The sequence below is a fragment of the Sphingomonas sp. GW821-FHT03E12 genome, from assembly GCF_059420685.1.
In genome coordinates, this window is the sequence record NZ_JBWKUF010000003.1 from 554,034 (window position 1) to 575,633 (window position 21,600).

Consider the following 21,600-nt stretch of genomic DNA (forward strand, 5'->3'; position numbering starts at 1 on the left):
CCGTCTCCTTGAGCTAGCGACTCACTCCCACTCGATCGTGCCCGGCGGCTTCGACGTATAGTCGTAGACCACGCGGTTGACGCCCTTCACCTCGTTGACGATCCGCGTCGCCACGCGCGTCAGGAAGCTCGCATCGAAGGGATAGACGTCGGCGGTCATGCCGTCGGTGCTGGTCACCGCGCGCAGGCCGCACACCGAGTCATAGGTGCGCCCGTCGCCCATCACGCCGACGGTCTTGACCGGCAGCAGCACCGCAAATGCCTGCCAGATCGCGTCATAGAGGCCAGCGTTGCGGATCTCTTCCAGATACACCGCGTCCGCCTTGCGCAGGATATCGCAGCGTTCCTTGGTCACCTCACCCGGGATACGGATCGCGAGACCAGGTCCAGGGAACGGGTGGCGACCGACGAACACATCGGGCAGCCCCAGCTCACGGCCGAGCGCGCGGACCTCGTCCTTGAACAGTTCGCGCAGCGGCTCGACCAGCTTCATGTTCATCCGCTCGGGCAGGCCGCCGACATTGTGGTGGCTCTTGATCGTCACCGAAGGCCCGCCCGTAAACGACACCGACTCGATCACGTCGGGATAGAGCGTGCCCTGCGCCAGGAACTCCGCCCCGCCGATCTTCTTCGCCTCTTCCTCGAACACGTCGATGAAGGTCTTGCCGATGAACTTGCGCTTGGCCTCGGGATCGGTGACCCCCGCCAGCCCGTTCAGGAACAGCGTCTCCGCGTTCACATGCACCAGCGGGATGTTGTAGTGGCCGCGGAACAGCGACACGACCTGATCGGCCTCGCCGCTGCGCATCAGGCCGTGGTCGACGAACACGCAGGTCAGCTGCTCGCCGATCGCCTCATGGATCAACACCGCCGCGACCGCCGAGTCCACGCCGCCCGAAAGCCCGCAGATCACCTTGCCCGTGCCGACCTGCTTGCGGATTTCCTCGATCTTGGTCTGGCGGAATTCCGCCATCGTCCAGTCGCCCTTGAGCCCGCAGACATGCCGTACGAAATTCGCCAGCAGCTTGGCCCCGTCCGGGGTGTGCACCACTTCCGGGTGGAACTGCATCGCGTAATAGCGGCGCGTATCGTCGGCGATCACCGCGAACGGCGCGCCGGAGCTTGCCGCGACCGGGCGGAAGCCGGGGGCAAGGCTGGTCACCTTGTCGCCATGGCTCATCCACACCTGATGCGTCTCGCCCTCGGTCCACAGGCCGTCGAACAGCACGCAGCTGTCGGCGATCTCGATAAAGGCGCGGCCGAATTCGCCGCTGTCGCCCAGCTGCACGTTGCCGCCCAGCTGCTGCATCATCACCTGCTGGCCGTAGCAGATGCCCAGCACCGGCAGCCCGCTCTCGAAGATCGCGTCGGGAACCCGCGGCGACCCGTCCTCGAGCACCGAAGCCGGCGAGCCCGACAGGATCACCCCGCCCGGCTTCATCCGCTCAAAGGCCTCGGCGGCGGCGTTGAAAGGAGCGATTTCGCTGTAGACGCCCGCTTCGCGCACGCGGCGCGCGATGAGCTGGGTCACCTGGCTGCCGAAATCGACGATGAGGATGGATTCGCCCGGCTGTGTCATGGCGGGGCGATAGGCAGGTGCGCGCGGAGTGTAAAGGCGTCGGCGCCGCACTTATGGCCGATGTCGCGTTAACCATGATCGCAAACCCTTCCGAAGCGCGGATTGGCGTAGCTCCGGATGCATGAAGTCGAACCGGACCCCCCGCCGGATCGTCTTGTCGATGCTCGGCGCCGCATCCCTCCTCGCGGCGCCAGCGTCGGCATCGATCCTCGATTATGTCGGCGAATGCGTGCCCTTTGCGCGCCAGGCCTCTGGCATCCAGATCTGGGGCGACGCCTGGACCTGGTGGGGTCAGGCGCAAGGCAAATACCAGCGCGGTGACGTGCCGGAGGTCGGCTCGGTCGTCGCCTTCGCCAAGTCGAACGCCCTTCGCCTCGGCCATGTTTCGGTGGTCAGCCGCATCATCGAACCGCGCGTCATCATGGTCACCCACGCCAACTGGTCGCGCTTCGACGGCAAGCGCGGACAGGTCGAGCAGGACGTAACCCTGTTCGACGTTTCGCCGCACGGCGACTGGAGCCAGGTCAAGGTCTGGTACCGCGACACCCGCGGTCTCGGCAGCACCACCTACCCCGTTCACGGCTTCATTTACGGCCGCCCCGCGAGCGGCGCCAAGGTCGCCCGTGCCCGCCCTGCCGCCGAGCTGACCGGCGATCGCCCCGACTATGTCGGCTCGCTGATCGACGCCTATGCGCGGTAAGGTCCCGCCAACCCCAAACTAGGGTCGTCACCCCGGCCTCGTGCCGGGGTCCACGGTGCCTCAAGCTATGCCCTTGAGCCTCTAGCTTCGCCGCCCGACGCCCGGTGGATCCCGGCACAAGGCGGGGATGACGGGAGAAGGCTGGACGCGCCAGCTTGCCTCCGCCACACTCCCCGCATGTTCTTCAGCTTTGTCGACCAGCTCCGCGCCGCGGGCATTCCCGCCAGCATGAAGGAGCATCTGATCCTTCTCGAAGCGCTCGACCGCGATGTGATCGACCGCACGCCAGAGGCCTTCTACTATCTCGCCCGCGCGACCTTCGTGAAGGACGAGGGGCTGCTCGACCGCTTCGATCAGGTCTTCGCCAAGGTGTTCCGCGGTATCTCCACTACCTTCGGCACCCAGACCGCCGACATTCCCGAAGACTGGCTCAAGGCCGTCGCCGAGAAATACCTCACCCCCGAGGAGATGGAGGCGATCAAGTCGCTCGGCTCGTGGGACGAGATCATGGAGACGCTCAAGCAGCGGCTCGAGGAGCAGCAGGGCCGGCATCAGGGCGGCAACAAATGGGTCGGCACCGGCGGCACCTCCCCCTATGGCAATTCGGGCTACAATCCCGAAGGCGTCCGCATCGGCGGCGAGAGCGTCCACAAGCGCGCGCTCAAGGTCTGGGATCAGCGCGAGTTCAAGAATCTCGACTCTACCCGCGAACTCGGCACCCGCAACATCAAGGTCGCGATGCGCCGCCTGCGCCGGTTCGCCCGCGAAGGCGCGGCGGACGAGCTCGATATCGACGCGACGATCGACGGCACCGCCCGCCAGGGCTGGCTCGACATCCATATGCGCCCGGAGCGGCACAATGCGGTCAAGCTCCTCCTCTTCCTCGATGTCGGCGGGTCGATGGACCCCTGGGTCAAGCTTTGCGAGGAACTGTTCAGCGCCGCGACGTCGGAGTTCAAGAATCTCGAATTCTTCTACTTCCACAACTGCCTCTACGAAGGCGTGTGGAAGGACAATCGCCGCCGCTTCACCGAACGTACCCCGACCTGGGACGTGCTCCACAAATATGGCCACGACTATAAGGTGATCTTCGTCGGCGACGCCTCGATGAGCCCGTACGAGATCAGTCACCCCGGCGGTTCGGTCGAACATTTCAACGAGGAAGCGGGCGCCGCCTGGATGCAGCGCGTCACCAACACCTATCCCGCCGCCGTCTGGCTCAACCCGATCCCCGAGGAGCAATGGGGCTATTCGCAGTCGGTCCGCATCCTCCGTGAGCTGATGAACGACCGAATGTATCCGCTCACGCTCGCAGGTCTCGACGACGCGATGCGCGAGCTGAGCCGGAAAACCTGATTCTGGCCGCAGCCGCGCGTTCGCCGCTAGCCGATGGTGACGCGCCGGGCTTGCTGGATCCGATACGCGCCCGCGCCCCGGACCGGAACGCCGGCGGAATTGCGCGCGGGTGCAAATAGCGCGCGCGTCTGCAGCATTCCGCACGCCATCTTGCTCGCGGGTGCGTTCGTCAGCCCGGCCACCTGTTCGCAGCCGTCCACGACGCCCTCCGGTGTGATCGAGAGCTTCAGCACAAGATCCATGTCGTCCTCGACGAACGGCAGCTTCGTGCGCTGCGCCGGGGTGAGCCAGCTGTCGGGGTCAGTCTTGGCCGCCGCCGGGGTGCCGCCCGGTTTGAACTGTTCGGGATTCGCGCCCCATTCCACCAGCTGATCGGTCACGCAAGTCTTCAGCGCGCTGATCGCCTTGGCCTTGGCCGCTCCCGAAATCGCGACGGGCCCGATCGGCCCTCCGGCGCCCTCGACCGAAATCGTCGATGCGCGTTCGAATCGCTCGGGAAACGTGGCTGGCAATCCGGCGATACGGATCGCTCGGCCATTTTCCTTCAGACGAAGGAAGGTCGCGAAACCTGGAAGCTGCTCGCCCGCCACGTCGAAACCGACGCGGACAGGTGCCTGGGACAGGTTGGTTCGCCGATGCAGGGCGCCACCGGCAAGCGTCACGACATAGTCGCCCGAGCCGGGGACGGTCGATACCGCGATCCTGCTCGCCACGGGATGTTCGACGGCGCCAGTCAGCGTGCATTGCGCGGGTGCGATATTGACCTGCCACTTGGGAGCCGGCTTCTGTGATGCCGTCAGCTTCTCCGATTGAGCCGGCCCGGCCAGGCCTATGCAGATTGCCAAAGCGATCAGCCTGCGCGACATCGTGTTTCCTCCCCCATGAACGGGCTGGAAATGTAGCGGAGAATCATCTCGCGGCAAGGCATCGGCAAGCCAGGGAAATCAGCGCATGCGCATTCGGATCCGCCTCTTCTTCATCGCCCTGCTAGCGGCACCGGTGCCATCGCTCCAGGCATCGCCCGCACCGGTAGTGCAAAGCGACGTCGGCCTTCTCACCCTTGCCGCCCCGCTGGCCGCATCCGCGGCCCCGGCTGCGGAAACCATCGTCACCGGGCCGCGCAACGCAGATCTCATCGCGGTCGCCGATGCATTCGACCGCGCTCAGCTCACACAGGACCGGGCGGCGCTCGAACGCATGGTCGATGACGGACTGGTCTTCATCCAATCCGACGGCAAGCGGGCAGGCAAGAAGGCGTTCATCGACGGCTGGACCGCCTCGGGCGACCGCTATGATCCGGTGAAGCTCGTCGATCGGGTGGTCGTCCGGCTCGGCCCGGACGCGTTCATGGTCAGCGCCGCGACCACGCTCAGCGGGACCTCCGGCGGCAAGCGTTTTTCAAGCAGCTTCCGTTTCACCGACACCTTCCGCCGCATCGCGGGCGAATGGCGGGCCATCCATATTCAGGTGACCCGAACCGCCGGCTAGCATCTGCTTTGCCGGTCCGTGGACAGCCGGCCCGATCGCTGGCACGCTCACCTGTGCAGACGCCAGCTTTCAGGGGAAGAGATGGTATTGTTGACCGCATTGGCGCTGGGGTTGGCGGCCCAGCAGGTTCCCGGCTTCGCGACCCACTATAATGGCTGGAAGCTGGTTCCCACCGACAATGGTTGCATGATCCTCAAGGCGTTCGAGCGCGATGTCGTCATCGGTATCGGGTTTGACGAGCGCCGCAACGATCTGCGCCTCGCGATCGGCGACCCGAGCTTCCGCAGTCTCAAAGACGGCGAGATCTACAAGCTCGGCGTTGTGCTCACGCTCAAGGATGGCAGGAGCGTCGAATATCCGGGGGTTCCGTTCGAAGGCGTGGTCGATAAATCGACCAGCATTCTGACCGACGCGCTCAATGGCCGCGATTTTCTGGCGCATACGGAGAACGCATCCCGGCTCAAGATCAATCGGGGAGACGTGAACGTCGCCGATATCGATATTTCCTATGGCAGCGGCGGCCATGTCTGGGCGCTGCGCAGATGCGCGGAAGCCAGGGCAAAGACGAACCCGAGCGACCCGTTCAAGAATTGATCCCCGCACCGGCGCAGATGCTTGAAATGTTGGATTTCGACTGCTTGGCTCGATCCCGCTCTTTGAGATCGTCAACCAGCCCCGCTTGACACATGCGTGCGAAAACCCGCGAAATATGTCGGCTTCGTCAACCGCCCCGCGCGCGTGGCAGTGTGACTTTTGGGACTTTTCGCGTTCAGCGCGTGGCGTTCAGAGCCGCTCCACCGCGCGCTGCAGCTTGCGCAGGATTCCCGAATCCCCCGCAGGCGCATCCGCCGCTTCCTGCGCCAGCGCCATCAGCCGTACCGCGCCGAAGCTTGCCGACAGCCCCTTCAGCCGGAGCGCGGCGGTGCGCCACGCCTCCGGGTCGTTGGCGGAAGCGAGCGCCTTCAGCCCGCGCTTCGCGCTGTCCAGAAACGCTCCGCGAAGCTCGGCGATCAGGCCGGGCTCGTCGCCCACCGCCGCCGCCAGAGTCGCATCGATTGCACCGGGATCATAAGCCATGCCGTGCGTGTATCGGGCTGTGCTTAACGACTGGTTTCTCAGCGCTATTCCGATCGCGCCCAACCGTGCTAGATTGGGACGATGAACGGGGGAACCAAAGCAGCCGGCTTTGCGGCGAACGAGGAAGACGAGCTGATGCTCGTCGAGGAGCCCATTGCGCAGGCCAGCGCCGCGCACCCGGCCTATGATCCGGCCGAGGATATCGAGCCGGAAGAGATCTACCGCGCACCCGGTGAATGGCTGGTGCCCCTGCTCGCCGCGGGCCTCACCCTCGCCTGGTTCGGCGTGATGGGCTGGTTGCTCCAACCCGCCTTCGCCGCCGGCATGCCCGCGGTTCAGCTCGTCCAGCTGATCGCCGCGCTCTGCATTCCGCCGATCCTGATCGGTATCCTCTGGCTGCTCGCGCGCCGGTCGAGCCGCACCGAGGCGCGCCGCTTCGGCAACACGGCGCGTGCGATGCGCGAGGAAGCCGCGAGCCTCGAGCGTGTCGTCGCGACCCTTGCCCGCAAGATCGAGGCGAACCGCGCCGCGCTCGCCGCACAGACGACCGCGCTGATGGCGATGGGCGACGGCGCTGCCGAACGCCTCCAGGCCGTGTCCAATGGCATGGCCGCAGAGGCCCGCTCGGTCGATGCCAGCGCGAAGATCCTGATGGAAAGCGCGGCGACCGCCGAAAAGAGCGTCGCCATCGTCCTCGCCTCGCTGCCCAAGGCACATGAAGGCATGACCGGCATGGCCGCCACCCTCGACGCCGCAGGCCTCAAGGCGGGCGAGCATGCCGCCGCGCTCGATGCCCAGCTCTCCGCGCTCGCTGAACGGGGCCGTGAGGCTGATACCGTCGCGGGCGGCGCAGCCCAGCGCCTTGCCGCCCACATCGCCAAGATGGAAGCGACCAGCGAGACCGCGGGCGCCCGGCTGGAGGGCGTCGCCGACCAGATGTCGGGCACGGTCGATGCGATGCTGGATCGGACCGCTGCCGCGGTGGACGAGGCGCGCAAGGGTATCGCAACGCAGGGCGAAGCCATGCTGGCGATGCTCGCCGCCAATCAGGCCTCGCTCGACGCCGCCGGCCGCGAGAGCATCGAGACCGTCGGCACCCGCATCGGCGAAGTCGAGCAGACGATCAGCCGCATCGCCGAGAAGCTCGGCGAAGAGCAGACGCGGATCGACATCCTGCTCGCTTCGGTCACCGGCGGGATCGCCCAGGCCGACGGCGCGATGGCCGCACTCCATTCGGCGGGCATGGATCGCACCCAGGCGCTCGCCGCCTCGGTCAGCGCACTCGACAGCTCGACCGCCGCGATGACCGAGACGCTCAAGGTCGGCGACGAGACCGCGCGCCGCGTCATCGCCACCGCCGAAGACCTGCTTACCGCCCTCGATTCCTCGGCGCGCGAGATCGACGAGACGATGCCCGAGGCGCTGACCCGGCTCGAGGATCGCATCAGCGCCACCCGCACCGTCATCACCGGCGCCAAGCCCGAGCTGCTTGCCCTCGTCACCGCCGCCGAGAGCACGCACGACGCGATCGAGGCGATTGCGGACGTCGTCTCGCGCCAGCGCGAAACGCTGATCAAGACTCAGGCCGCGCTCATCGAAACGCTCGATTCGGGACATGAGAAGACCGATCAGCTCGAAGAGATCGTCGATCGCGCCATCGCCAATGCCCGCCGTTTTGCCGACGACGCGGCGCCGCAGCTGGTCGATGCGCTGCTCCGCATCCGCGAGACTGCCGCAGCCGCCGCCGAACAGGCACGTGCGACCCTTTCGGGCCTCGTCCCCGAGGCCGAACGGCGGCTGGAGGAAGCCGGCAGCGCCGCAATGCGCCGCGCAGTCGATGCAGGCGTCCGCCAGCAGCTGGTCGAGCTCAGCCTCGTGTCCGAGAATGCGGTCGCGACCGCCGGGCGCGCCTCGGAACATCTCACCCAGCAGATGATGAACATCGGCGAAGCCGCCGCCACGGTGGAGCGCCGCATCGAGGAAGGGCGCGCCGAGCGCGAAGAAGCCGATCGCGACAATTTCGCCCGCCGCGTCTCGCTGCTGGTCGAGGCGCTCAACTCGGCCGCGATCGACATCACCAAGGCGTTCGCGCACGAGGTTTCCGACAGCGCGTGGTCGGCCTATCTGAAGGGTGACCGCGGCGTCTTCACCCGCCGCGCCGTCCGCCTGCTCGACAGCGGCGACGCGCGCGAGATTGCCGGCCTCTACGACAGCGACCCGCATTTCCGTGAGCAAGTGAACCGCTACATCCACGATTTCGAGGCAATGCTGCGTCAGGTGCTCGCGCTGCGCGACGGCTCGCCGCTCGGCGTCACCCTGCTCTCCTCCGACATGGGCAAGCTCTACGTCGCGCTGGCGCAGGCGATCGAGCGCCTGCGCACCTGACCGCTATTTCTTCGCTGCCTCGAGCACCTTCATCCCGAACGCCAGCCGCTGCATGTACAGCGCACGGTCGCTCGCCTTGGGCCAGGCGGCGCTGGTCACCATGACGACCCTGGTCGCGGGATCGACCAGGATCACCTGCCCGAAGATCCCCTGCGCGGCATAATAGCCGCCGGGGAGAGTCCACCATTGATAGCCATAGCCGCCGCCCGGATGCGTCGCATGGCTCTTGGTCGCGTCCGCGAACCAGCTATTGGGGACGATCCCCTTCCCGCCTTCCAGCGTCATCTGCCCGATCCGCCCATAATCGCGCAGCGAGACCGAGAGGCAGCAGCCGCTGACTTCCGCGCCGCTCTGATCGGTCATCCAGAAGGCGTCGCGCTCCATGCCGTAGCGGCGCCAGATCTTCTCGCTCAGATAGTCCGACAGCTTCTTCTTCGTCGCGCGCCGCACCAGCACGCCGATCAGGTTGGTCTCACCGGTCTTGTAGACGAACTTGCTGCCCGGCGGATCGGCACGCGGCAGCTTGCGCATATAGGCGACGGTCGGATCCTGCCCCGGCGGAACCGCCTCGGCGAACATCCGCGCCACGTCGCTGTTGGGATCGGTATAATCCTCGTTCCATCGCACGCCGGAGGTCATCGTCAGGATCTGGCGGATCGTCACTCCGTCATAGCCGCCGCCGGCAAGATCGGGGATGTACTTGGTCACCGGCTCATCGAGCGATTTGATATAACCGTCCTTGATCGCCGCACCGACCAGCGTCGATGTCACCGACTTGGCGACCGAGAAGCTCGTCCAGCGCCCCTCGCGCGAATAGCCCAGTGCATAGCGTTCGAGCCGGATCTTGCCGTCCTGAAGCACCAGCAGCCCGGCGACATTCTGCGCCGCCATGAAGGCATCGACGTCGGCCTCCGCAATCGGGAGCGGCGCGCCTTCAGGCAGCGGCCTCACCTTGCCACCGGCCTTCACGACATGGCCGGGGAAGATCTTCTCCATCGCCGGGAAATTCTTCAGCCGCTCCTCGGCCGACCAGAACAGCACCGCGGCCCCGACCTGCCGCAGCCTGGCCTCATCCTTCGCGGCGGGAGCAGGTGCCGCTGTCTGGGCCGTGGGCGCACAACCCCACAACGCCAGCGCCGAAAGCGCGATCCCGACCGTCCGCATGCCCCTCTCCCTTCAGTCCTTTATCAACGTCACCTGCGCCACCCAGATCCCGCCACCGCGGAACCCGCCTTCACAATACATGAGATAGAATCGCCACAAATCGATGAAATGCGGATCGAATTCTGCCGGTATCCGGCCTGATGCAACCGCATCGTCGAACCGTTCGCGCCAGATTTTCAGTGTATCGGCATAGTCCAGCCCGAATTCACGGCGATCATGCCAGCTCAGCCCCTGCTCCGCCGCGATCGCGCGGAAACGGTCCTCCGACAGCAGCAGGCCACCAGGGAACACGTAGGTCTGGATGAAGTCGACGTTGCGGGCATAGGCATCGAAGATCGCGTCATCGATCGCGATATACTGGATCGCGGCGCGGCCACCGGGTTTCAGGGCTTTGGCGATCGCCTGAAGATAGGCGGGCCAATAGGCTTCACCCACCGCCTCTACCATCTCGATGCTCGCAACCGCATCATATTGGCCGCCCACATCGCGATAGTCGGTCAGCGAGACTTCGACGCCGTTCAGCCCGGCTGCGTTCATCCGCGTATCGACATAGGCCTTCTGCTCGGTCGAAAGGGTGAGACCATGGACCTTGCGGCCGCCCCGCGCCGCGATCTCCGCGAACGAACCCCAGCCACAGCCGATTTCGAGGATCGAGTCGCCCGGCTTGGTACCTGTCCGTTCGAGGATCGCCGCCAATTTCGCCGCCTGCGCGTCTTCCAGCGACATGCCGGGTTCGCCGAACAACGCGCTGGAATAGGTCATGCCGGCATCTAGCCAGGGCGCGTAGAAATCATTCCCCAGATCATAGTGATAGGCGATGTTGCGCCGCGCGCCGTCTCGATCGTTGCGACGCATCCAGTGCCAGACCCGCTTTGCGAGCCGTGAAATTCCCTGCGCCCGGCCAGCATCGCCCAATGTCGCGCGGTTGCGCATGAACAGGTCGAACAGCGGAACGGGATCGGGGCTGGTCCATTCGCGCGCCTGCCATGCCTCGTACCAGCCGATCGACCCACCGGTGGCCAGCCGCCACAACGCGCGCCAGTTTCGGATATCGACCAGCGCCTCCGGCCCCGGTGCACGCCCGCCGAGCCGCCGTCCCTTGCCGCCGGGCAAAGTCAATTCGATTGCGCCGTAAGCGAGCCCAGCATCGATCCGGTCGAGCAACTTGTGCAGCAGCGGCGTGGCAAGGGCGATGAGCATCCCGCCCGCCTGCGCGCCGCTCCCCCAGCCATCCCGGCGGCCTCGATTTTTAGCCGGTGCTTGCATATCGCGAACAATGCACGCGCGGTTGAGTCGGGCAAGGGGCAACTAGCGTGCCCGTAACGACTTTCGTCGAACGGCTATAGTCGCAGACACCGGCTCGAATAGGACTTGCCATCCCCTTTGCCGATCGTCACCCGCTCACGCCAGCGCGACCATCGTGCCTTGATCTGAAGGTTTTCGGCATCCTGCGCGTCGAGGCATACCTCGCCGCGTTCATCGGGAATGGCCCACCAGCCCGCGACCAGCCATTCGCGCTTCCACAAAAATGCCTGTACCAGCAGCCGCCTGCCTGCAGGACCATAGAGGTTGTGCGCGGTGTAGCGGAGCATCCGGCCCGTTACCTTCGGCGATCCCGAAATCCGGCGTACCGTCCGGACCGGCACATCATAGAGTTCGGCGATGCAGAGATCGTCCTCACTGGCTTCGCCGGGGGCAGTGCCGGGACAAGTTCTGGGAAAGCCCGCGAACTTCGCGACTTCGCGAAACTCGACGACCATCACGGCAAACTCCGGCGTGGGCTCCGCACTCGGGGCGGCAAACAGCATCGCCACCGCCGGGAGAGCGCCGGCCGGCATCAGATCGCGTGGGGCTCCTTGTCGACCATCCAGGTCTGCCCCTTGCTGACCAGCTTCTGGAGATCCGCCACCTTGCCTTCGCTCGCCGCGGCATTCTGCGCCACCACCGCGCTCTCGAAGGTCGGTGCAGGATCGTCGTAGAGGACACCCAGCGCCATCGGGAACGGGCCAAAGGGCATCTCGACCAGCATATGTGCGATGGCGCGGTTGGTGACGTTGTGGACGATCACCCCGGCGCTCTGCCAGTCACCTTCCACCACATCGACGACCTTGAGCGTCAGCCGTTCGGTATCGAGCGCGATCCCCCTGGTCCCGCTCGCAAACACCATCGGCTGGCCGTGCTCCAACCAGAGCTGATGCCCGGCGTTGGCCTTCTCGGTGAAGGGCGCAAAGACATCGGCATTGTAGACGATGCAGTTCTGGAAGATCTCGACGAACGCCGCGCCCTGATGGGCGTGGGCAGCCTTGAGCACCGACGGCAAATTCTTGTGGACGTCGATCCCGCGGGCGATGAAGCGCGCGCCGCTGCCGAGCGCATAGGCGCAGGGCTTGGCCGGGTGATCGACCGAACCGAAGGGTGTCGAGGGCGAACGCGTCCCCTCGCGGCTGGTCGGGGAATATTGGCCCTTGGTCAGGCCGTAGATCTCGTTGTTGAACAGCAGGACCTGGCAGTTCAGGTTCCGCCGCAGCAGGTGCATCGTATGGTTGCCGCCGATCGACAGGCCATCGCCGTCGCCGGTGATGATCCACACGTCGAGATCGGGATTGGCGAGCTTGACCCCGGTCGCCACCGCCGGCGCGCGGCCGTGGATGGTGTGGAAGCCATAGGTTTCCATATAATAAGGGAAGCGCGACGAGCAGCCGATGCCGCTGATGAACACGGTGTTCTCCGGCGTCGCGCCGATCTCAGGCATCGTCCGCTGAACCGCCTTGAGGATCGCATAGTCGCCGCAGCCCGGACACCAGCGGACCTCCTGATCGGTCTCCCAATCCTTGGGCGTCGAGGGCTTGATGGTGGTGATCTCGTTCATCTTATCGTCCTTCGGCTAGTAGCCAGCCGGTAGCTGTCGATAACTGAATGTGATGCCGCTCTGCTCGGCTACATCATCGACCTTCTCGAAAAACCAACGAACACCTTCAGGCGCGAGGAACTTTCCAATGACGTCAATCCGGACAGGTGCTCGCGGCGCATGTTCGAAAACCTGCTCGCTCCCCACAAACTCCAGATAGGCGTTGAGCTTGGCTTGGAGAGCTTCAAGGTGAGCATGCTCATCAGACCAATCTAGATGGTCTGATATTGTGAGCACGGTTTCCCCGGTCACTTTGTCGGTTCCCAAACCGTCCACTACATTGGGATCATCGACCGCCATTAGGCCAATGCCTCCTCGATCGCGGCTTCGATCTCATGGATGCGGAAGGGTTGGCCGCTGACCTTGTTGAGCGGGCGGGCATCGACGAGGAACTGGTCGCGCAGCACCGTCTTGAGCTGGCCGGTGTTCATTTCGGGTACAAGGATACGTTCGTAACCCTTTAGCAGATCGCCAAGATTCTTCGGCATCGGCCAGATGTGACGGATATGGATATGGCTGACGTCGAGCCCCTTGCGGCGGGCGCGGCGCACGGCCTGAGTGATCGGGCCATAGGTCGATCCCCAGCCCACGACCACCAGCTTGCCGCCGGCCTCGCCTTGCTCGAGCTCCTGATCGGGCACCGCGATGCCGTTGACCTTGTCCCTGCGGATGTTGGTCATCGCCTGATGGGTGTCGGGGGCATAGTCGATGTTGCCGGTGCCCAGCGCCTTCTCGATCCCGCCGATGCGGTGGAGCAAGCCCGGCGTGCCCGGCTTGACCCACGGGCGCTTGAGCTTGTCGTCACGGGCATAGGGCAGGAACTTTTCGCCCTCCGCCGGAAGCTCGGTGTGGAACTCGACCGGGAACGGCTTGTAGTCGCTCATGTCCGGCACCTTCCACGGCTCGGCCGCGTTCTGGAGGTAGCCGTCGGTGAGCAGCATCACGGGCGTCATATATTGGGTGGCGATCCGCACCGCCTCGATCGCGCAGTCGAAGCAATCGGCGGCCGAGCGAGTCGCGATCACCGGAACCGGGGCGTCGCCGTTGCGGCCATAGACCGCCTGATACAGGTCCGACTGCTCGGTCTTGGTCGGCAGACCAGTCGAAGGACCGCCGCGCTGGGCGTTGACGATCACCAGCGGCAATTCGGTCATGATCGCAAGGCCGATCGCCTCGGTCTTGAGCGCGATTCCGGGGCCGGAGGAGCAGGTGACGCCAAGACTGCCCGCATAGGCAGCGCCGAGCGCCGAGGCGACCGCCGCGATCTCATCCTCCGCCTGGAAGGTGGTGACACCGAATTCCTTGAGGCGCGCGAGATGGTGGAGGATCGCCGAGGCCGGGGTGATCGGATAGCCGCCATAGAAGAGCTTGAGCCCGGCGAGCTGCGCGCCCGCGACGAGGCCGAGGCTGATCGAATCCGCGCCGGTGACGGTGCGATACAGGCCGGGCTCGACCGGCGCGGCGGGGACGTGGAGCTGCCCTACCCCCTGCGCGCCGAGTTCGGCGGTCTCGCCATAGGCATGGCCGGCGTTGAGCGCGGCGATGTTGGCTTCAGCCAGTTCAGGCGCCTTGGCGAATTTGGTCTTGAGCCAGTCGATCAGCGGCCCACGCTCGCGGTCGAACATCCAGAGCGCGAGACCCAGCGTCCACATGTTCTTGCAACGCAGCGCCTCCTTGTTGCCGAGGCCGAAGGGCTTCACGGCATCGAGGGTGAGCTGCGAAATGTTGAGCTTGAGCAGCTGCCATTTGGCGAGGCTGCCATCCTCGAGCGGATTGTCGGCGTATTTGGCCTTTTCGAGGTTGCGTTTGTTGAACTCGCCCTCGTCCGCGATGATCAGGCCGCCGGGCTTCAGGTCGCCGACATTGGTCTTGAGCGCCGCGGGGTTCATCGCGACCAACACGTCCGGCGCGTCGCCGGCAGTCTCGATCGCGGCCGAACCGAAATTGATCTGGAAGGCGGAGACCCCGAACAACGTGCCCTGCGGGGCGCGGATCTCGGCGGGGAAATCGGGGAAAGTGGCGAGGTCGTTGCCCGCCAGCGCGGTCGAAAGCGTGAACTGGCCACCGGTAAGCTGCATGCCATCGCCCGAATCTCCGGCGAAGCGGACGACGACCGCTTCGGGGGGCGGATTAGCGGAAGCCTCTTCGGGCGTGACCTGATGGACGGCTGTGGCCATTCAGTCTCTTCCTGCAATGTCTATCCACCCTCTACGCCTCGGGGTGGTCATGACAGAAGGTAGAATGATGGGAGGCGGTTGCAACCGCTTCTTTTGCGGGCATCTAGGCGGCGTCCCGAACCGGTGCTACCCGCTGTAGCGAAGGGGGCCGGTCTTGGCGGATCGTTTGGACAGACCAAAGTTGCAGGCGGTGCGCCTCTCGATGGTGGACTCTGCAACGCGCGCCGAACTGCTGCGGCGTTACGAGGTCCAGGTCTATAGCCCTGCCTTCCCCGACGCCGAGATTCGTGAGGACCCTGCCTATTGGCGCGGCTTGCTCGACGCCGATCCCTACCCGCCGCCGCCCCAGCCGCTGATCGAAGTTCTGCTGCTCGTCGATTCCACGGGCGATGTCGCCGGCGGCGTCACGATCGAGCTCTACCGCGGGGCGGACGCCGGCCTACTCACCTATATCTCGGTCGATGCCAATCGCCGCGGTCAGGGACTCGGCAAGCGGCTGATCGCGGAGGCGCGTACGGCGCTCGACCGGATGGGGTCGGCCGCAACGCTGATGTTCGCAGAGACCGAACGGCTTGAGGATGCACGGGACGAAGCCGAGCGCACCGCAACCGTCCTGCGCCAGCGCCAACTCGCCGGCATGGGCGCACGCTGGGTCGAGTTCGACTATGTCATGCCGCCCTTGCGGGCCGACACGCTGCCCCACCGCCTCCATTTGATGCTGTTCGGCGGCCCCGATCGCGTGCCGGCCGCGACCATCCTTGCACTGCTCGACGAACTGGCGCGCGCGCTGGGCACGCGGCTCGATGCGTTCGAGGATACCAGGGCGATGGCGTCATGGCTCGCCGACACGGGCATGCTCGCGGTCAAACCCCTGCCCGCAAGCGGCCGTGGCTGAGGCGCAGCCGCCCGATCGTCTCTTTTTCGAGACCCCGGCCTTCCGGGATCTCGATCCCGCCTTCACCTTCGCGTTCGAGCTGACCTATCTCGGCGAGACCGGAAATCCGGTCGAACGCGCCTTCCGGCTCCGCAGAATCAGCAAGGCGATGAGCCGCAGCCGCGAAGGCACGGAACAGGAGCACGAGGCGTTCAAGACGCTGGTCCAGCCGATCCGCTCGTTCCTCGACGACGTCACCATGGGGCCGGCGGGCACCAATGGGCGCCCGGCGCTGTTCGCCGCATCGGGCGCGCGGCCCAATGCCCGGAGCCGGAGCGTCTGGCTCTGCCGCCCGGAAACCTGGCGGTACGAATACGAGAATGAGGTCAGCGAGCTCGCGGTCGAGGCAACGCAACGTTTTCACCACTTCCGGCTGCGCGACAGCTTCGCTGCGTTCGAAAGCGGGCGAATCTTCTATCTGCTCACGCTGACCCAGCAGGCACCCGGCGACGAGGCCACGCGCAAAGGAGAAAGCGACGCGGCCGATCCCGACATGGCATGCAACACGCAGCGCCTGCCGATCGACGAATACACGATCCTCCAGCTCCAGCAGCTCGCGCTGAATCCGGACGATTACGCCGACGACGCAGGCTATCTCGCCTTCTGCCGTGACAAGGAACGCCCGGCGGATACGACCGGCTTTCTCTCGCTCATCGGACTTGCCGAGCAGCGGCTGCAGGAGCTGGAGGCGAAGAACGCCGCCCGCCCCAACGGGGTCGCCGATGTGATGCGCGCACGCGACATGATCGGCAGCGACTATGGCCGCCGGCCACTGACAGCGGCTTCGCTTCAGCGCCTTGCGATCGGGATCGAAAGCGACACCCTGCTCGACACGGCCGATCGCGTGAACCGCAAGTTCCTCCCGCCCGATCAGGCGGCTGCCAGCCGGATGGGCTGGATCGCGCATGATCAGGAAATCGAGGATGTACGCGGCCGATGGGAAGGAATGTTCGGCAATACCCCCCCACGCGAAGGGCGCCGCACGCACGACAATCCGGACAATGCGTTCGACCGCGACTTTCTGGTATTCGCCGGCCTGGCGCAGGGCATCCCCGACTTCCCCTATCAGGACGAATCGGAGGTCCATGACTCGACCCGCCCGGCATTCATGTCCGTCGAATCCGCGATCTACACCCATCCCCGGTTCGTGCTCGAGGTCGCAAAGAGCTGGCGTTCGTTCAACGCGGCGCGCCCGGCGATCGGCACCTGTCCCTATCTGCTGCTGATGTTCGTCGTCTCGCTGCACGACGAACTGGTGGTCGCCAGGATGGAACGCGTGATCGACGACCTGATCTATCGCCCGGGCGCGCATGGAGATCAGCGCACGCGTTCCTACCCGATGTCGGATGTGCACCGCATCCTGATCCACGCAAAGGCGATGTTCGGCGGGCAGGAGGCCATCCTGCAGGCCAATCTCCACCAGCGGCTTGAGCTGTTCCGGTGGAGCAGCGTGCATCGCTCGGGCAACATCTTCCGTTATCCCAAGGAACGCGGTGCACTTGAAGCGATCCAGAAAGCGATGGCAACCGGAACCCGGTTCGATCGCGCGCACAACACCATCGATCGCATGGAATCGCTGGTCGAAGATGTGGCAAACCTCAAATCGGCCTATGCCTCGCGCCGGACCAACGGCCTGCTGCTCCTGCTCGCAATCGTCGGTGTAATCGGCATTCCGAAGAGCGTGAAGGAATTCCTCGAAACGCTGGGCGTGACGGGGATTCACAAGGGCTGGTTCATCGGCACCTCGGTCGTGCTGCTCGGCGCGCTGCTATGGTGGTTCCTGGCACATTGGCGGAGCGGCAGGCGTATCACGCGCCAGCGCTAGGCACCGCCCAGCGCCAGGATCGACGCGACGTGCCGCGCTGAAACCTCCATCGCATCGACGCCATATCCGCCGCCCAGCGCGCTCGCGAGCGGCAGCCCTCGCACCCTCGCCAGCGCGGCGATCCATTTGTCGCGTACCACCAGTCCTTCGCGGCTGAGCTTCAGCCGGCCGAGCCGGTCTCCCTCCCACGGATCGACTCCGGCCTGATACAGAATCAGCGTCGGCGCAAAATCCTCGACCAGCGCCGGCAGGCTCGTCGTCAGCGCATCCATGTACGCCACATCATCCGTGCCGTCGGGCAGGGCCACATCCAGCGTCGAACGCGCCTTGCGCACCGGAAAATTCTTCTCGGCATGGATCGAATAGGTCGCCACGTCGCTCCGCCCCGCCATCAGCGCTGCGGTGCCGTCGCCCTGATGCACGTCGCAATCGACGATCAGTACGCGCTCGCCCTCCGCCGCCAGCCGGTTGGCGGCGATGGCCAGGTCGTTGAACACGCAATAGCCCGCGCCGGTATCGTGCAGCGCGTGATGGCTCCCGCCCGCAGTATTCGCCGCAAAACCGTGCCGCTGCGCCAGCTTCGCCGCGAGATAGGTGCCGCCCGGCACCGCGACCGAACGCAGCGCCACCGCCTCGGTCACCGGAAATCCGATGCGCCGCTCCTTCTCGTGCGGAACCCGTATCTCGATCACCTCGGCGACATAGTCGGGGTCGTGCACTGCCTCGATCCACGCGCGCGGCATCGGCTCCGGCTCATGCCAGTCGAGGTCCGCGCCGCTGTCGCGCAGCAGGTCGCGAACCAGCCCGTTCTTGTTCCACTGATACTGGCTGCGCGCAGGCGCGGGGGCGACGTAGAGCGGGTGGTGGACGACCGGGACCGGCCGCCTGTTCACGCCGCCAATGCCTCCAGCGCCTCGCTCGCCTCCACCCACGCGGCTTCAGCGGCCTCGATCGCCTTCGCCACGGCGCCGCGCTGCTTCATCAGCTCGGTCATGGTGAGCTTGGCGAGGTCGGGCGCGGCGCTGGCGGGATCGAACATCGCGCGGTCGATCGCGCTGAGCTTCTCGCCGAGCTTGGCCATCTCGGCCTCTGCCGCCTTGGCCGATTTGCGCAGGGCATTGCCCTTCTCGCGTGCCTCGGCCGCCTCGCGACGCGCGTCCTTGCGGTTGGCCTTGGCCTCCGCCGTCGAAGCGCCCTTGGGCTCCTTGGCCAGCACGAAGGCGATATAGTCGTCGAGATTGCCCTCGAACGGCTTTGCGGTGCCCTGATCGACCAGCACGAGCCGGTCGGCGGTCATCTCGATCATGTGGCGGTCGTGGCTGACGATCACCACCGCGCCGGTATAGGCGGTCAGCGCCTGGATCAGCGCTTCACGCGAATCGACGTCGAGGTGGTTGGTCGGCTCGTCGAGGATCAGCATGTGCGGCGCGTCGCGGGTGATCAATGCCAGCGCGAGGCGAGCGCGCTCACCGCCCGACAGCTTGCCGACCTTGGTCATCGCCTTGTCGCCGGCAAAGCCGAAGCGGCCGAGCTGAGCGCGGACGAAGGACGGCTTCTCACCTTCCATCAGCCGCTGCATGTGATCGAACGGCGTGTCGTCGCTGTGCAGCTCCTCCACCTGATACTGGGTGAAATAGCCGACGCGCATCTTGGCCGAGGCGGCCTTGTCGCCGTCGATCGGGGTGAGCTGGGCGGCGAGCAGGCGCGCAAGCGTGGTCTTGCCGTTGCCGTTGCGGCCGAGCAGCGCGATGCGATCGTCCGGGTCGATGCGCAGGTTCAGGCGCTGAAGGATCGGCTTGCCGTCATAGCCGACGCTGGCGTGATCGAGCGTGATCAGCGGCGGGCGCAGCGGATCGGGATCGGGGAAGCCGAACGCCAGCGTGGGATCGTCGACCACTGCGGCGATCGGCTGCATCCTGGCGAGCGCCTTGGCGCGCGACTGCGCCTGCTTGGCGGTCGAGGCGCGGGCGGAGTTGCGCGCGACATAGTCCTGGAGCTTGGCGCGCTCGGCCAGCTGCTTCTCACGCGCGGCGGCCTGCTGCGCCTGACGCTCGGCGCGCTGGCGCTCGAAGCTGTCATAGCCGCCCGGGTAGAGGGTGAGCTTGCCGCGATCGAGGTGGAGGATGTGGTCCACGACGTTGTTGAGGAAATCGCGCTCGTGGCTGACGATGACGATCGTCGCCGGATAGCTCTGGAGGAAGTCCTCCAGCCACAGCACCGCTTCGAGATCGAGATGGTTCGACGGCTCGTCGAGGAGCAGCAGGTCGGGCTGGCTGAACAACAGCGCGGCGAGCGCGACGCGCATGCGCCAGCCGCCCGAGAAGCTGTCGAGCGGGCGGTGCTGCGCGTCCTCGTCGAAGCCGAGGCCGACGAGGATGCGCGAGGCGCGAGACGGCGCCGAATAGGCGTCGATCGCGCCGAGGCGTTCGTGGATCTCCCCCAGGCGATCGGGATCTTCGAGACCCTCGGCCTCCTCCATCAACGCGGCGCGTTCGATGTCGGCGGCGAGCACGGCCTCGAACGGGGTGGTCTTTCCGGCGGGCGCTTCCTGCGCGACATAGCCGATGCGCGCGCCGCGCGGCATGTCGGCGCTGCCCTCGTCCGGGTCGATCTGGCCAGCGATCACCTTGACCAGAGTCGATTTGCCCGCGCCGTTGCGCCCGACCAGCCCGATACGCCCGCGCGGGGGCAGCGCGGCACTGGCGCGGTCGATGATGACGCGACCGCCGAGGCGGACGGTAATGGCAGAAAGGTTCAGCATGGCGGGGCGCCTAGCACCGCCGGGTGCCTCAGGACAACCGGCCCTCGAAATCCGCGTAGCCGAACGACTTCACGATGCGCAGATCGTCGCTGCGGCTGTCCCACAGCGCGATGGTGGGCAAGGGCACGCCGTTGAAGGTCGTGGTCTTGACCATCGAGTAATGCGCCTGATCGAGAAAGGCGAAGCGCTGGCCGGGCACCGGACGCTCGGGAAAGCGGAAATCGCCGAGGATGTCGCCGGCGAGGCACGACGGGCCGCCGAGGCGGACCAGCACGTCGGCATCGTCTCCTTTGGCCTCCCCCAGCATCGCCGGACGATACGGCGCCTCGATCACATCGGGCATGTGGCAGGTGGCGGAGATATCAACCACGCCGATCGGCATGCCGTTGTCGAAGATATCGACAAACTCGCCGACGAGGATGCCGGTGTCGAGCGCGATCGCCTCGCCCGGCTCGAGGATCACCTCAAGGCCGGTTTCGGCGCGGACTTCCTGGAGAAAGGCGACGAGGTCGTCGCGCTGATAGTCGGCGCGGGTGATGTGGTGGCCGCCGCCGAAGTTGAGCCATTTGAGCTGGCCGAGATACGGCGCGAGACGCGGGCGCAGTGCTTCCCAGGTGCGGCGCAGCGGCGGGAAATCCTGCTCGCACAGCGAATGGACATGGATGCCGTCGACGCCCTCGAAATGCTCGGGGCGAAGCTGGTCGGCGGGAAAGCCGAGGCGGCTGTGCGGCTGGGCGGGGTCGTATTTCTGGACCTCGCCCTCCGAATGCATCGGGTTGAGGCGCAGACCGACGTCGAAGGTCTCGCCACGCGCACGGGCCGCGGCGAGCTCACCCTTCATGGCTGCGTGCTGGCTGGGGGTGTTGAAGATCACGTGGTCGGAGATCCGGCAGACCTCCGCCATGTCCGCGGCCTTGTAGCCCGAGCAATAGGTCGCGATTTCGCCGTGATAGTGATCGGCGGCGAGCTTGGCTTCGTGAAGGCCCGACGTCGCGACGCCATCGAGATATTTGCCGACGAGATCGCCGAGCGACCACATCGAGAAGGCCTTGAGCGCGAGCAGGATCTTCACCCCCGCGCGGTCGCGGACATCGGCGATGGTCGCGAGGTTGCGCTCGACCGCCGCCGCATCGACGACGAAGCAGGGCGACGGCACGCGCGACAGGTCGAACCGGGAGAAAGCACCCGGATCGCCGGCCTTGGTCGACATGACCGGCGGGGCTGCGCGCGTGTCCGTGCTCATTCGA

Annotated in this window: 19 protein-coding genes; 7 read left to right on the plus strand and 12 right to left on the minus strand. The window is 65.9% G+C overall.

All coding sequences use genetic code 11. The features are described 5' to 3' along the window. Positions 1 to 21 precede the first annotated feature (21 nt). Complete coding sequence (gene guaA / locus AC07TU_RS12400) at positions 22 to 1,578, minus strand: glutamine-hydrolyzing GMP synthase (protein ID WP_495188203.1); 1,557 nt, start codon at positions 1,576 to 1,578, stop codon at positions 22 to 24. Between the two features lie 121 nt (positions 1,579 to 1,699). On the opposite strand from guaA, the gene AC07TU_RS12405 reads away from it, so the two are divergent. Both AC07TU_RS12405 and AC07TU_RS12410 read left to right on the plus strand, forming a co-directional pair. Then, positions 1,700 to 2,278: a CHAP domain-containing protein gene (locus tag AC07TU_RS12405; RefSeq protein ID WP_495188204.1), complete on the plus strand. Its 579-nt coding sequence runs from the start codon at positions 1,700 to 1,702 to the stop codon at positions 2,276 to 2,278. Positions 2,279 to 2,455: 177 nt separating this feature from the next. Then, the gene (locus tag AC07TU_RS12410) at positions 2,456 to 3,634 is read left to right on the plus strand and encodes a vWA domain-containing protein (protein WP_495188205.1); all 1,179 of its coding nucleotides are present in this window, start codon (positions 2,456 to 2,458) and stop codon (positions 3,632 to 3,634) included. Between the two features lie 26 nt (positions 3,635 to 3,660). On the opposite strand, the gene AC07TU_RS12415 is transcribed toward AC07TU_RS12410, so the two are convergent. Further along, complete coding sequence (locus tag AC07TU_RS12415) at positions 3,661 to 4,500, minus strand: hypothetical protein (protein ID WP_495188206.1); 840 nt, start codon at positions 4,498 to 4,500, stop codon at positions 3,661 to 3,663. Positions 4,501 to 4,585: 85 nt separating this feature from the next. Between AC07TU_RS12415 and AC07TU_RS12420 the strand changes: the two genes are divergently transcribed. Together AC07TU_RS12420 and AC07TU_RS12425 are read left to right on the plus strand one after the other, a co-directional pair. Further along, on the plus strand, positions 4,586 to 5,122 hold the full coding sequence (locus AC07TU_RS12420; protein WP_495188207.1) for a nuclear transport factor 2 family protein: 537 nt from the start codon (positions 4,586 to 4,588) through the stop codon (positions 5,120 to 5,122). Between the two features lie 81 nt (positions 5,123 to 5,203). Next, on the plus strand, positions 5,204 to 5,716 hold the full coding sequence (locus tag AC07TU_RS12425) for a hypothetical protein (RefSeq protein ID WP_495188208.1): 513 nt from the start codon (positions 5,204 to 5,206) through the stop codon (positions 5,714 to 5,716). Between the two features lie 189 nt (positions 5,717 to 5,905). Here AC07TU_RS12425 and AC07TU_RS12430 read toward each other — a convergent pair whose 3' ends face one another. Beyond that, on the minus strand, positions 5,906 to 6,199 hold the full coding sequence (locus AC07TU_RS12430; protein WP_495188209.1) for an Hpt domain-containing protein: 294 nt from the start codon (positions 6,197 to 6,199) through the stop codon (positions 5,906 to 5,908). Positions 6,200 to 6,280: 81 nt separating this feature from the next. Here AC07TU_RS12430 and AC07TU_RS12435 point away from each other — a divergent pair, with 81 nt between their 5' ends. Continuing rightward, positions 6,281 to 8,584, plus strand: a complete 2,304-nt coding sequence (locus AC07TU_RS12435) for a hypothetical protein (RefSeq protein WP_495188210.1) — start codon at positions 6,281 to 6,283, stop codon at positions 8,582 to 8,584. Between the two features lie 3 nt (positions 8,585 to 8,587). On the opposite strand, the gene AC07TU_RS12440 is transcribed toward AC07TU_RS12435, so the two are convergent. From AC07TU_RS12440 to AC07TU_RS12465, 6 genes are all read right to left on the minus strand, one after another. Continuing rightward, positions 8,588 to 9,748, minus strand: a complete 1,161-nt coding sequence (locus tag AC07TU_RS12440; protein WP_495188211.1) for a serine hydrolase domain-containing protein — start codon at positions 9,746 to 9,748, stop codon at positions 8,588 to 8,590. A 12-nt stretch (positions 9,749 to 9,760) separates the two neighbouring features. Further along, a complete protein-coding gene (locus tag AC07TU_RS12445; RefSeq protein ID WP_495188212.1) occupies positions 9,761 to 11,014 on the minus strand; it encodes a class I SAM-dependent methyltransferase in 1,254 nt (417 codons plus the stop codon). A 74-nt stretch (positions 11,015 to 11,088) separates the two neighbouring features. Continuing rightward, positions 11,089 to 11,586 carry a hypothetical protein gene (locus AC07TU_RS12450; RefSeq protein ID WP_495188213.1) on the minus strand — a complete coding sequence of 166 codons (498 nt, stop codon included), beginning with the start codon at positions 11,584 to 11,586 and terminating at the stop codon, positions 11,089 to 11,091. After that, on the minus strand, positions 11,586 to 12,617 hold the full coding sequence (locus tag AC07TU_RS12455; protein WP_495188214.1) for a 2-oxoacid:ferredoxin oxidoreductase subunit beta: 1,032 nt from the start codon (positions 12,615 to 12,617) through the stop codon (positions 11,586 to 11,588). The genes AC07TU_RS12450 and AC07TU_RS12455 overlap by 1 nt, the downstream gene beginning before the upstream one ends. Positions 12,618 to 12,632: 15 nt before the next feature. Then, positions 12,633 to 12,956, minus strand: a complete 324-nt coding sequence (locus AC07TU_RS12460; RefSeq protein ID WP_495188215.1) for a DUF6572 domain-containing protein — start codon at positions 12,954 to 12,956, stop codon at positions 12,633 to 12,635. Then, on the minus strand, positions 12,956 to 14,833 hold the full coding sequence (locus AC07TU_RS12465; RefSeq protein WP_495188216.1) for a 2-oxoacid:acceptor oxidoreductase subunit alpha: 1,878 nt from the start codon (positions 14,831 to 14,833) through the stop codon (positions 12,956 to 12,958). The genes AC07TU_RS12460 and AC07TU_RS12465 overlap by 1 nt, the downstream gene beginning before the upstream one ends. A 202-nt stretch (positions 14,834 to 15,035) precedes the next feature. Between AC07TU_RS12465 and AC07TU_RS12470 the strand changes: the two genes are divergently transcribed. Continuing rightward, on the plus strand, positions 15,036 to 15,728 hold the full coding sequence (locus AC07TU_RS12470; RefSeq protein ID WP_495188217.1) for a GNAT family N-acetyltransferase: 693 nt from the start codon (positions 15,036 to 15,038) through the stop codon (positions 15,726 to 15,728). After that, positions 15,721 to 17,592 (plus strand): hypothetical protein, encoded by a 1,872-nt coding sequence (locus AC07TU_RS12475; RefSeq protein WP_495188218.1) that lies wholly within the window; start codon positions 15,721 to 15,723, stop codon positions 17,590 to 17,592. The genes AC07TU_RS12470 and AC07TU_RS12475 overlap by 8 nt, the downstream gene beginning before the upstream one ends. On the opposite strand, the gene AC07TU_RS12480 is transcribed toward AC07TU_RS12475, so the two are convergent. Genes AC07TU_RS12480 through AC07TU_RS12490 form a run of 3 tightly spaced genes read right to left on the minus strand, consistent with a single transcriptional unit; the run spans position 17,589 to position 21,563 of the window. Beyond that, the gene (locus AC07TU_RS12480) at positions 17,589 to 18,485 is read right to left on the minus strand and encodes a histone deacetylase family protein (RefSeq protein ID WP_495188219.1); all 897 of its coding nucleotides are present in this window, start codon (positions 18,483 to 18,485) and stop codon (positions 17,589 to 17,591) included. The two genes, AC07TU_RS12475 and AC07TU_RS12480, sit on opposite strands and share 4 nt — an antisense overlap. Further along, positions 18,482 to 20,353 carry an ABC-F family ATP-binding cassette domain-containing protein gene (locus AC07TU_RS12485; protein WP_495188220.1) on the minus strand — a complete coding sequence of 624 codons (1,872 nt, stop codon included), beginning with the start codon at positions 20,351 to 20,353 and terminating at the stop codon, positions 18,482 to 18,484. The genes AC07TU_RS12480 and AC07TU_RS12485 overlap by 4 nt, the downstream gene beginning before the upstream one ends. A 28-nt stretch (positions 20,354 to 20,381) precedes the next feature. Further along, positions 20,382 to 21,563, minus strand: a complete 1,182-nt coding sequence (locus AC07TU_RS12490) for a carboxynorspermidine decarboxylase (RefSeq protein ID WP_495188395.1) — start codon at positions 21,561 to 21,563, stop codon at positions 20,382 to 20,384. Positions 21,564 to 21,600 lie beyond the last annotated feature (37 nt).

Excerpts from the sequence above, each read along its gene's own strand:
- AC07TU_RS12415 (WP_495188206.1), bottom strand. The coding sequence starts at position 4,500 with ATGTCGCGCAGGCTGATCGCTTTGGCAATCTGCATAGGCCTGGCCGGG.
- AC07TU_RS12425 (WP_495188208.1), top strand. The coding sequence starts at position 5,204 with ATGGTATTGTTGACCGCATTGGCGCTGGGGTTGGCGGCCCAGCAGGTT.
- guaA (WP_495188203.1), bottom strand. The coding sequence starts at position 1,578 with ATGACACAGCCGGGCGAATCCATCCTCATCGTCGATTTCGGCAGCCAG.
- AC07TU_RS12440 (WP_495188211.1), bottom strand. The coding sequence starts at position 9,748 with ATGCGGACGGTCGGGATCGCGCTTTCGGCGCTGGCGTTGTGGGGTTGT.
- AC07TU_RS12430 (WP_495188209.1), bottom strand. The coding sequence starts at position 6,199 with ATGGCTTATGATCCCGGTGCAATCGATGCGACTCTGGCGGCGGCGGTG.
- AC07TU_RS12490 (WP_495188395.1), bottom strand. The coding sequence starts at position 21,563 with ATGTCGACCAAGGCCGGCGATCCGGGTGCTTTCTCCCGGTTCGACCTG.
- AC07TU_RS12460 (WP_495188215.1), bottom strand. The coding sequence starts at position 12,956 with ATGGCGGTCGATGATCCCAATGTAGTGGACGGTTTGGGAACCGACAAA.
- AC07TU_RS12420 (WP_495188207.1), top strand. The coding sequence starts at position 4,586 with ATGCGCATTCGGATCCGCCTCTTCTTCATCGCCCTGCTAGCGGCACCG.
- AC07TU_RS12405 (WP_495188204.1), top strand. The coding sequence starts at position 1,700 with ATGAAGTCGAACCGGACCCCCCGCCGGATCGTCTTGTCGATGCTCGGC.
- AC07TU_RS12470 (WP_495188217.1), top strand. The coding sequence starts at position 15,036 with ATGGTGGACTCTGCAACGCGCGCCGAACTGCTGCGGCGTTACGAGGTC.
- AC07TU_RS12450 (WP_495188213.1), bottom strand. The coding sequence starts at position 11,586 with ATGCCGGCCGGCGCTCTCCCGGCGGTGGCGATGCTGTTTGCCGCCCCG.
- AC07TU_RS12435 (WP_495188210.1), top strand. The coding sequence starts at position 6,281 with ATGAACGGGGGAACCAAAGCAGCCGGCTTTGCGGCGAACGAGGAAGAC.
- AC07TU_RS12445 (WP_495188212.1), bottom strand. The coding sequence starts at position 11,014 with ATGCAAGCACCGGCTAAAAATCGAGGCCGCCGGGATGGCTGGGGGAGC.
- AC07TU_RS12485 (WP_495188220.1), bottom strand. The coding sequence starts at position 20,353 with ATGCTGAACCTTTCTGCCATTACCGTCCGCCTCGGCGGTCGCGTCATC.
- AC07TU_RS12455 (WP_495188214.1), bottom strand. The coding sequence starts at position 12,617 with ATGAACGAGATCACCACCATCAAGCCCTCGACGCCCAAGGATTGGGAG.
- AC07TU_RS12465 (WP_495188216.1), bottom strand. The coding sequence starts at position 14,833 with ATGGCCACAGCCGTCCATCAGGTCACGCCCGAAGAGGCTTCCGCTAAT.
- AC07TU_RS12410 (WP_495188205.1), top strand. The coding sequence starts at position 2,456 with ATGTTCTTCAGCTTTGTCGACCAGCTCCGCGCCGCGGGCATTCCCGCC.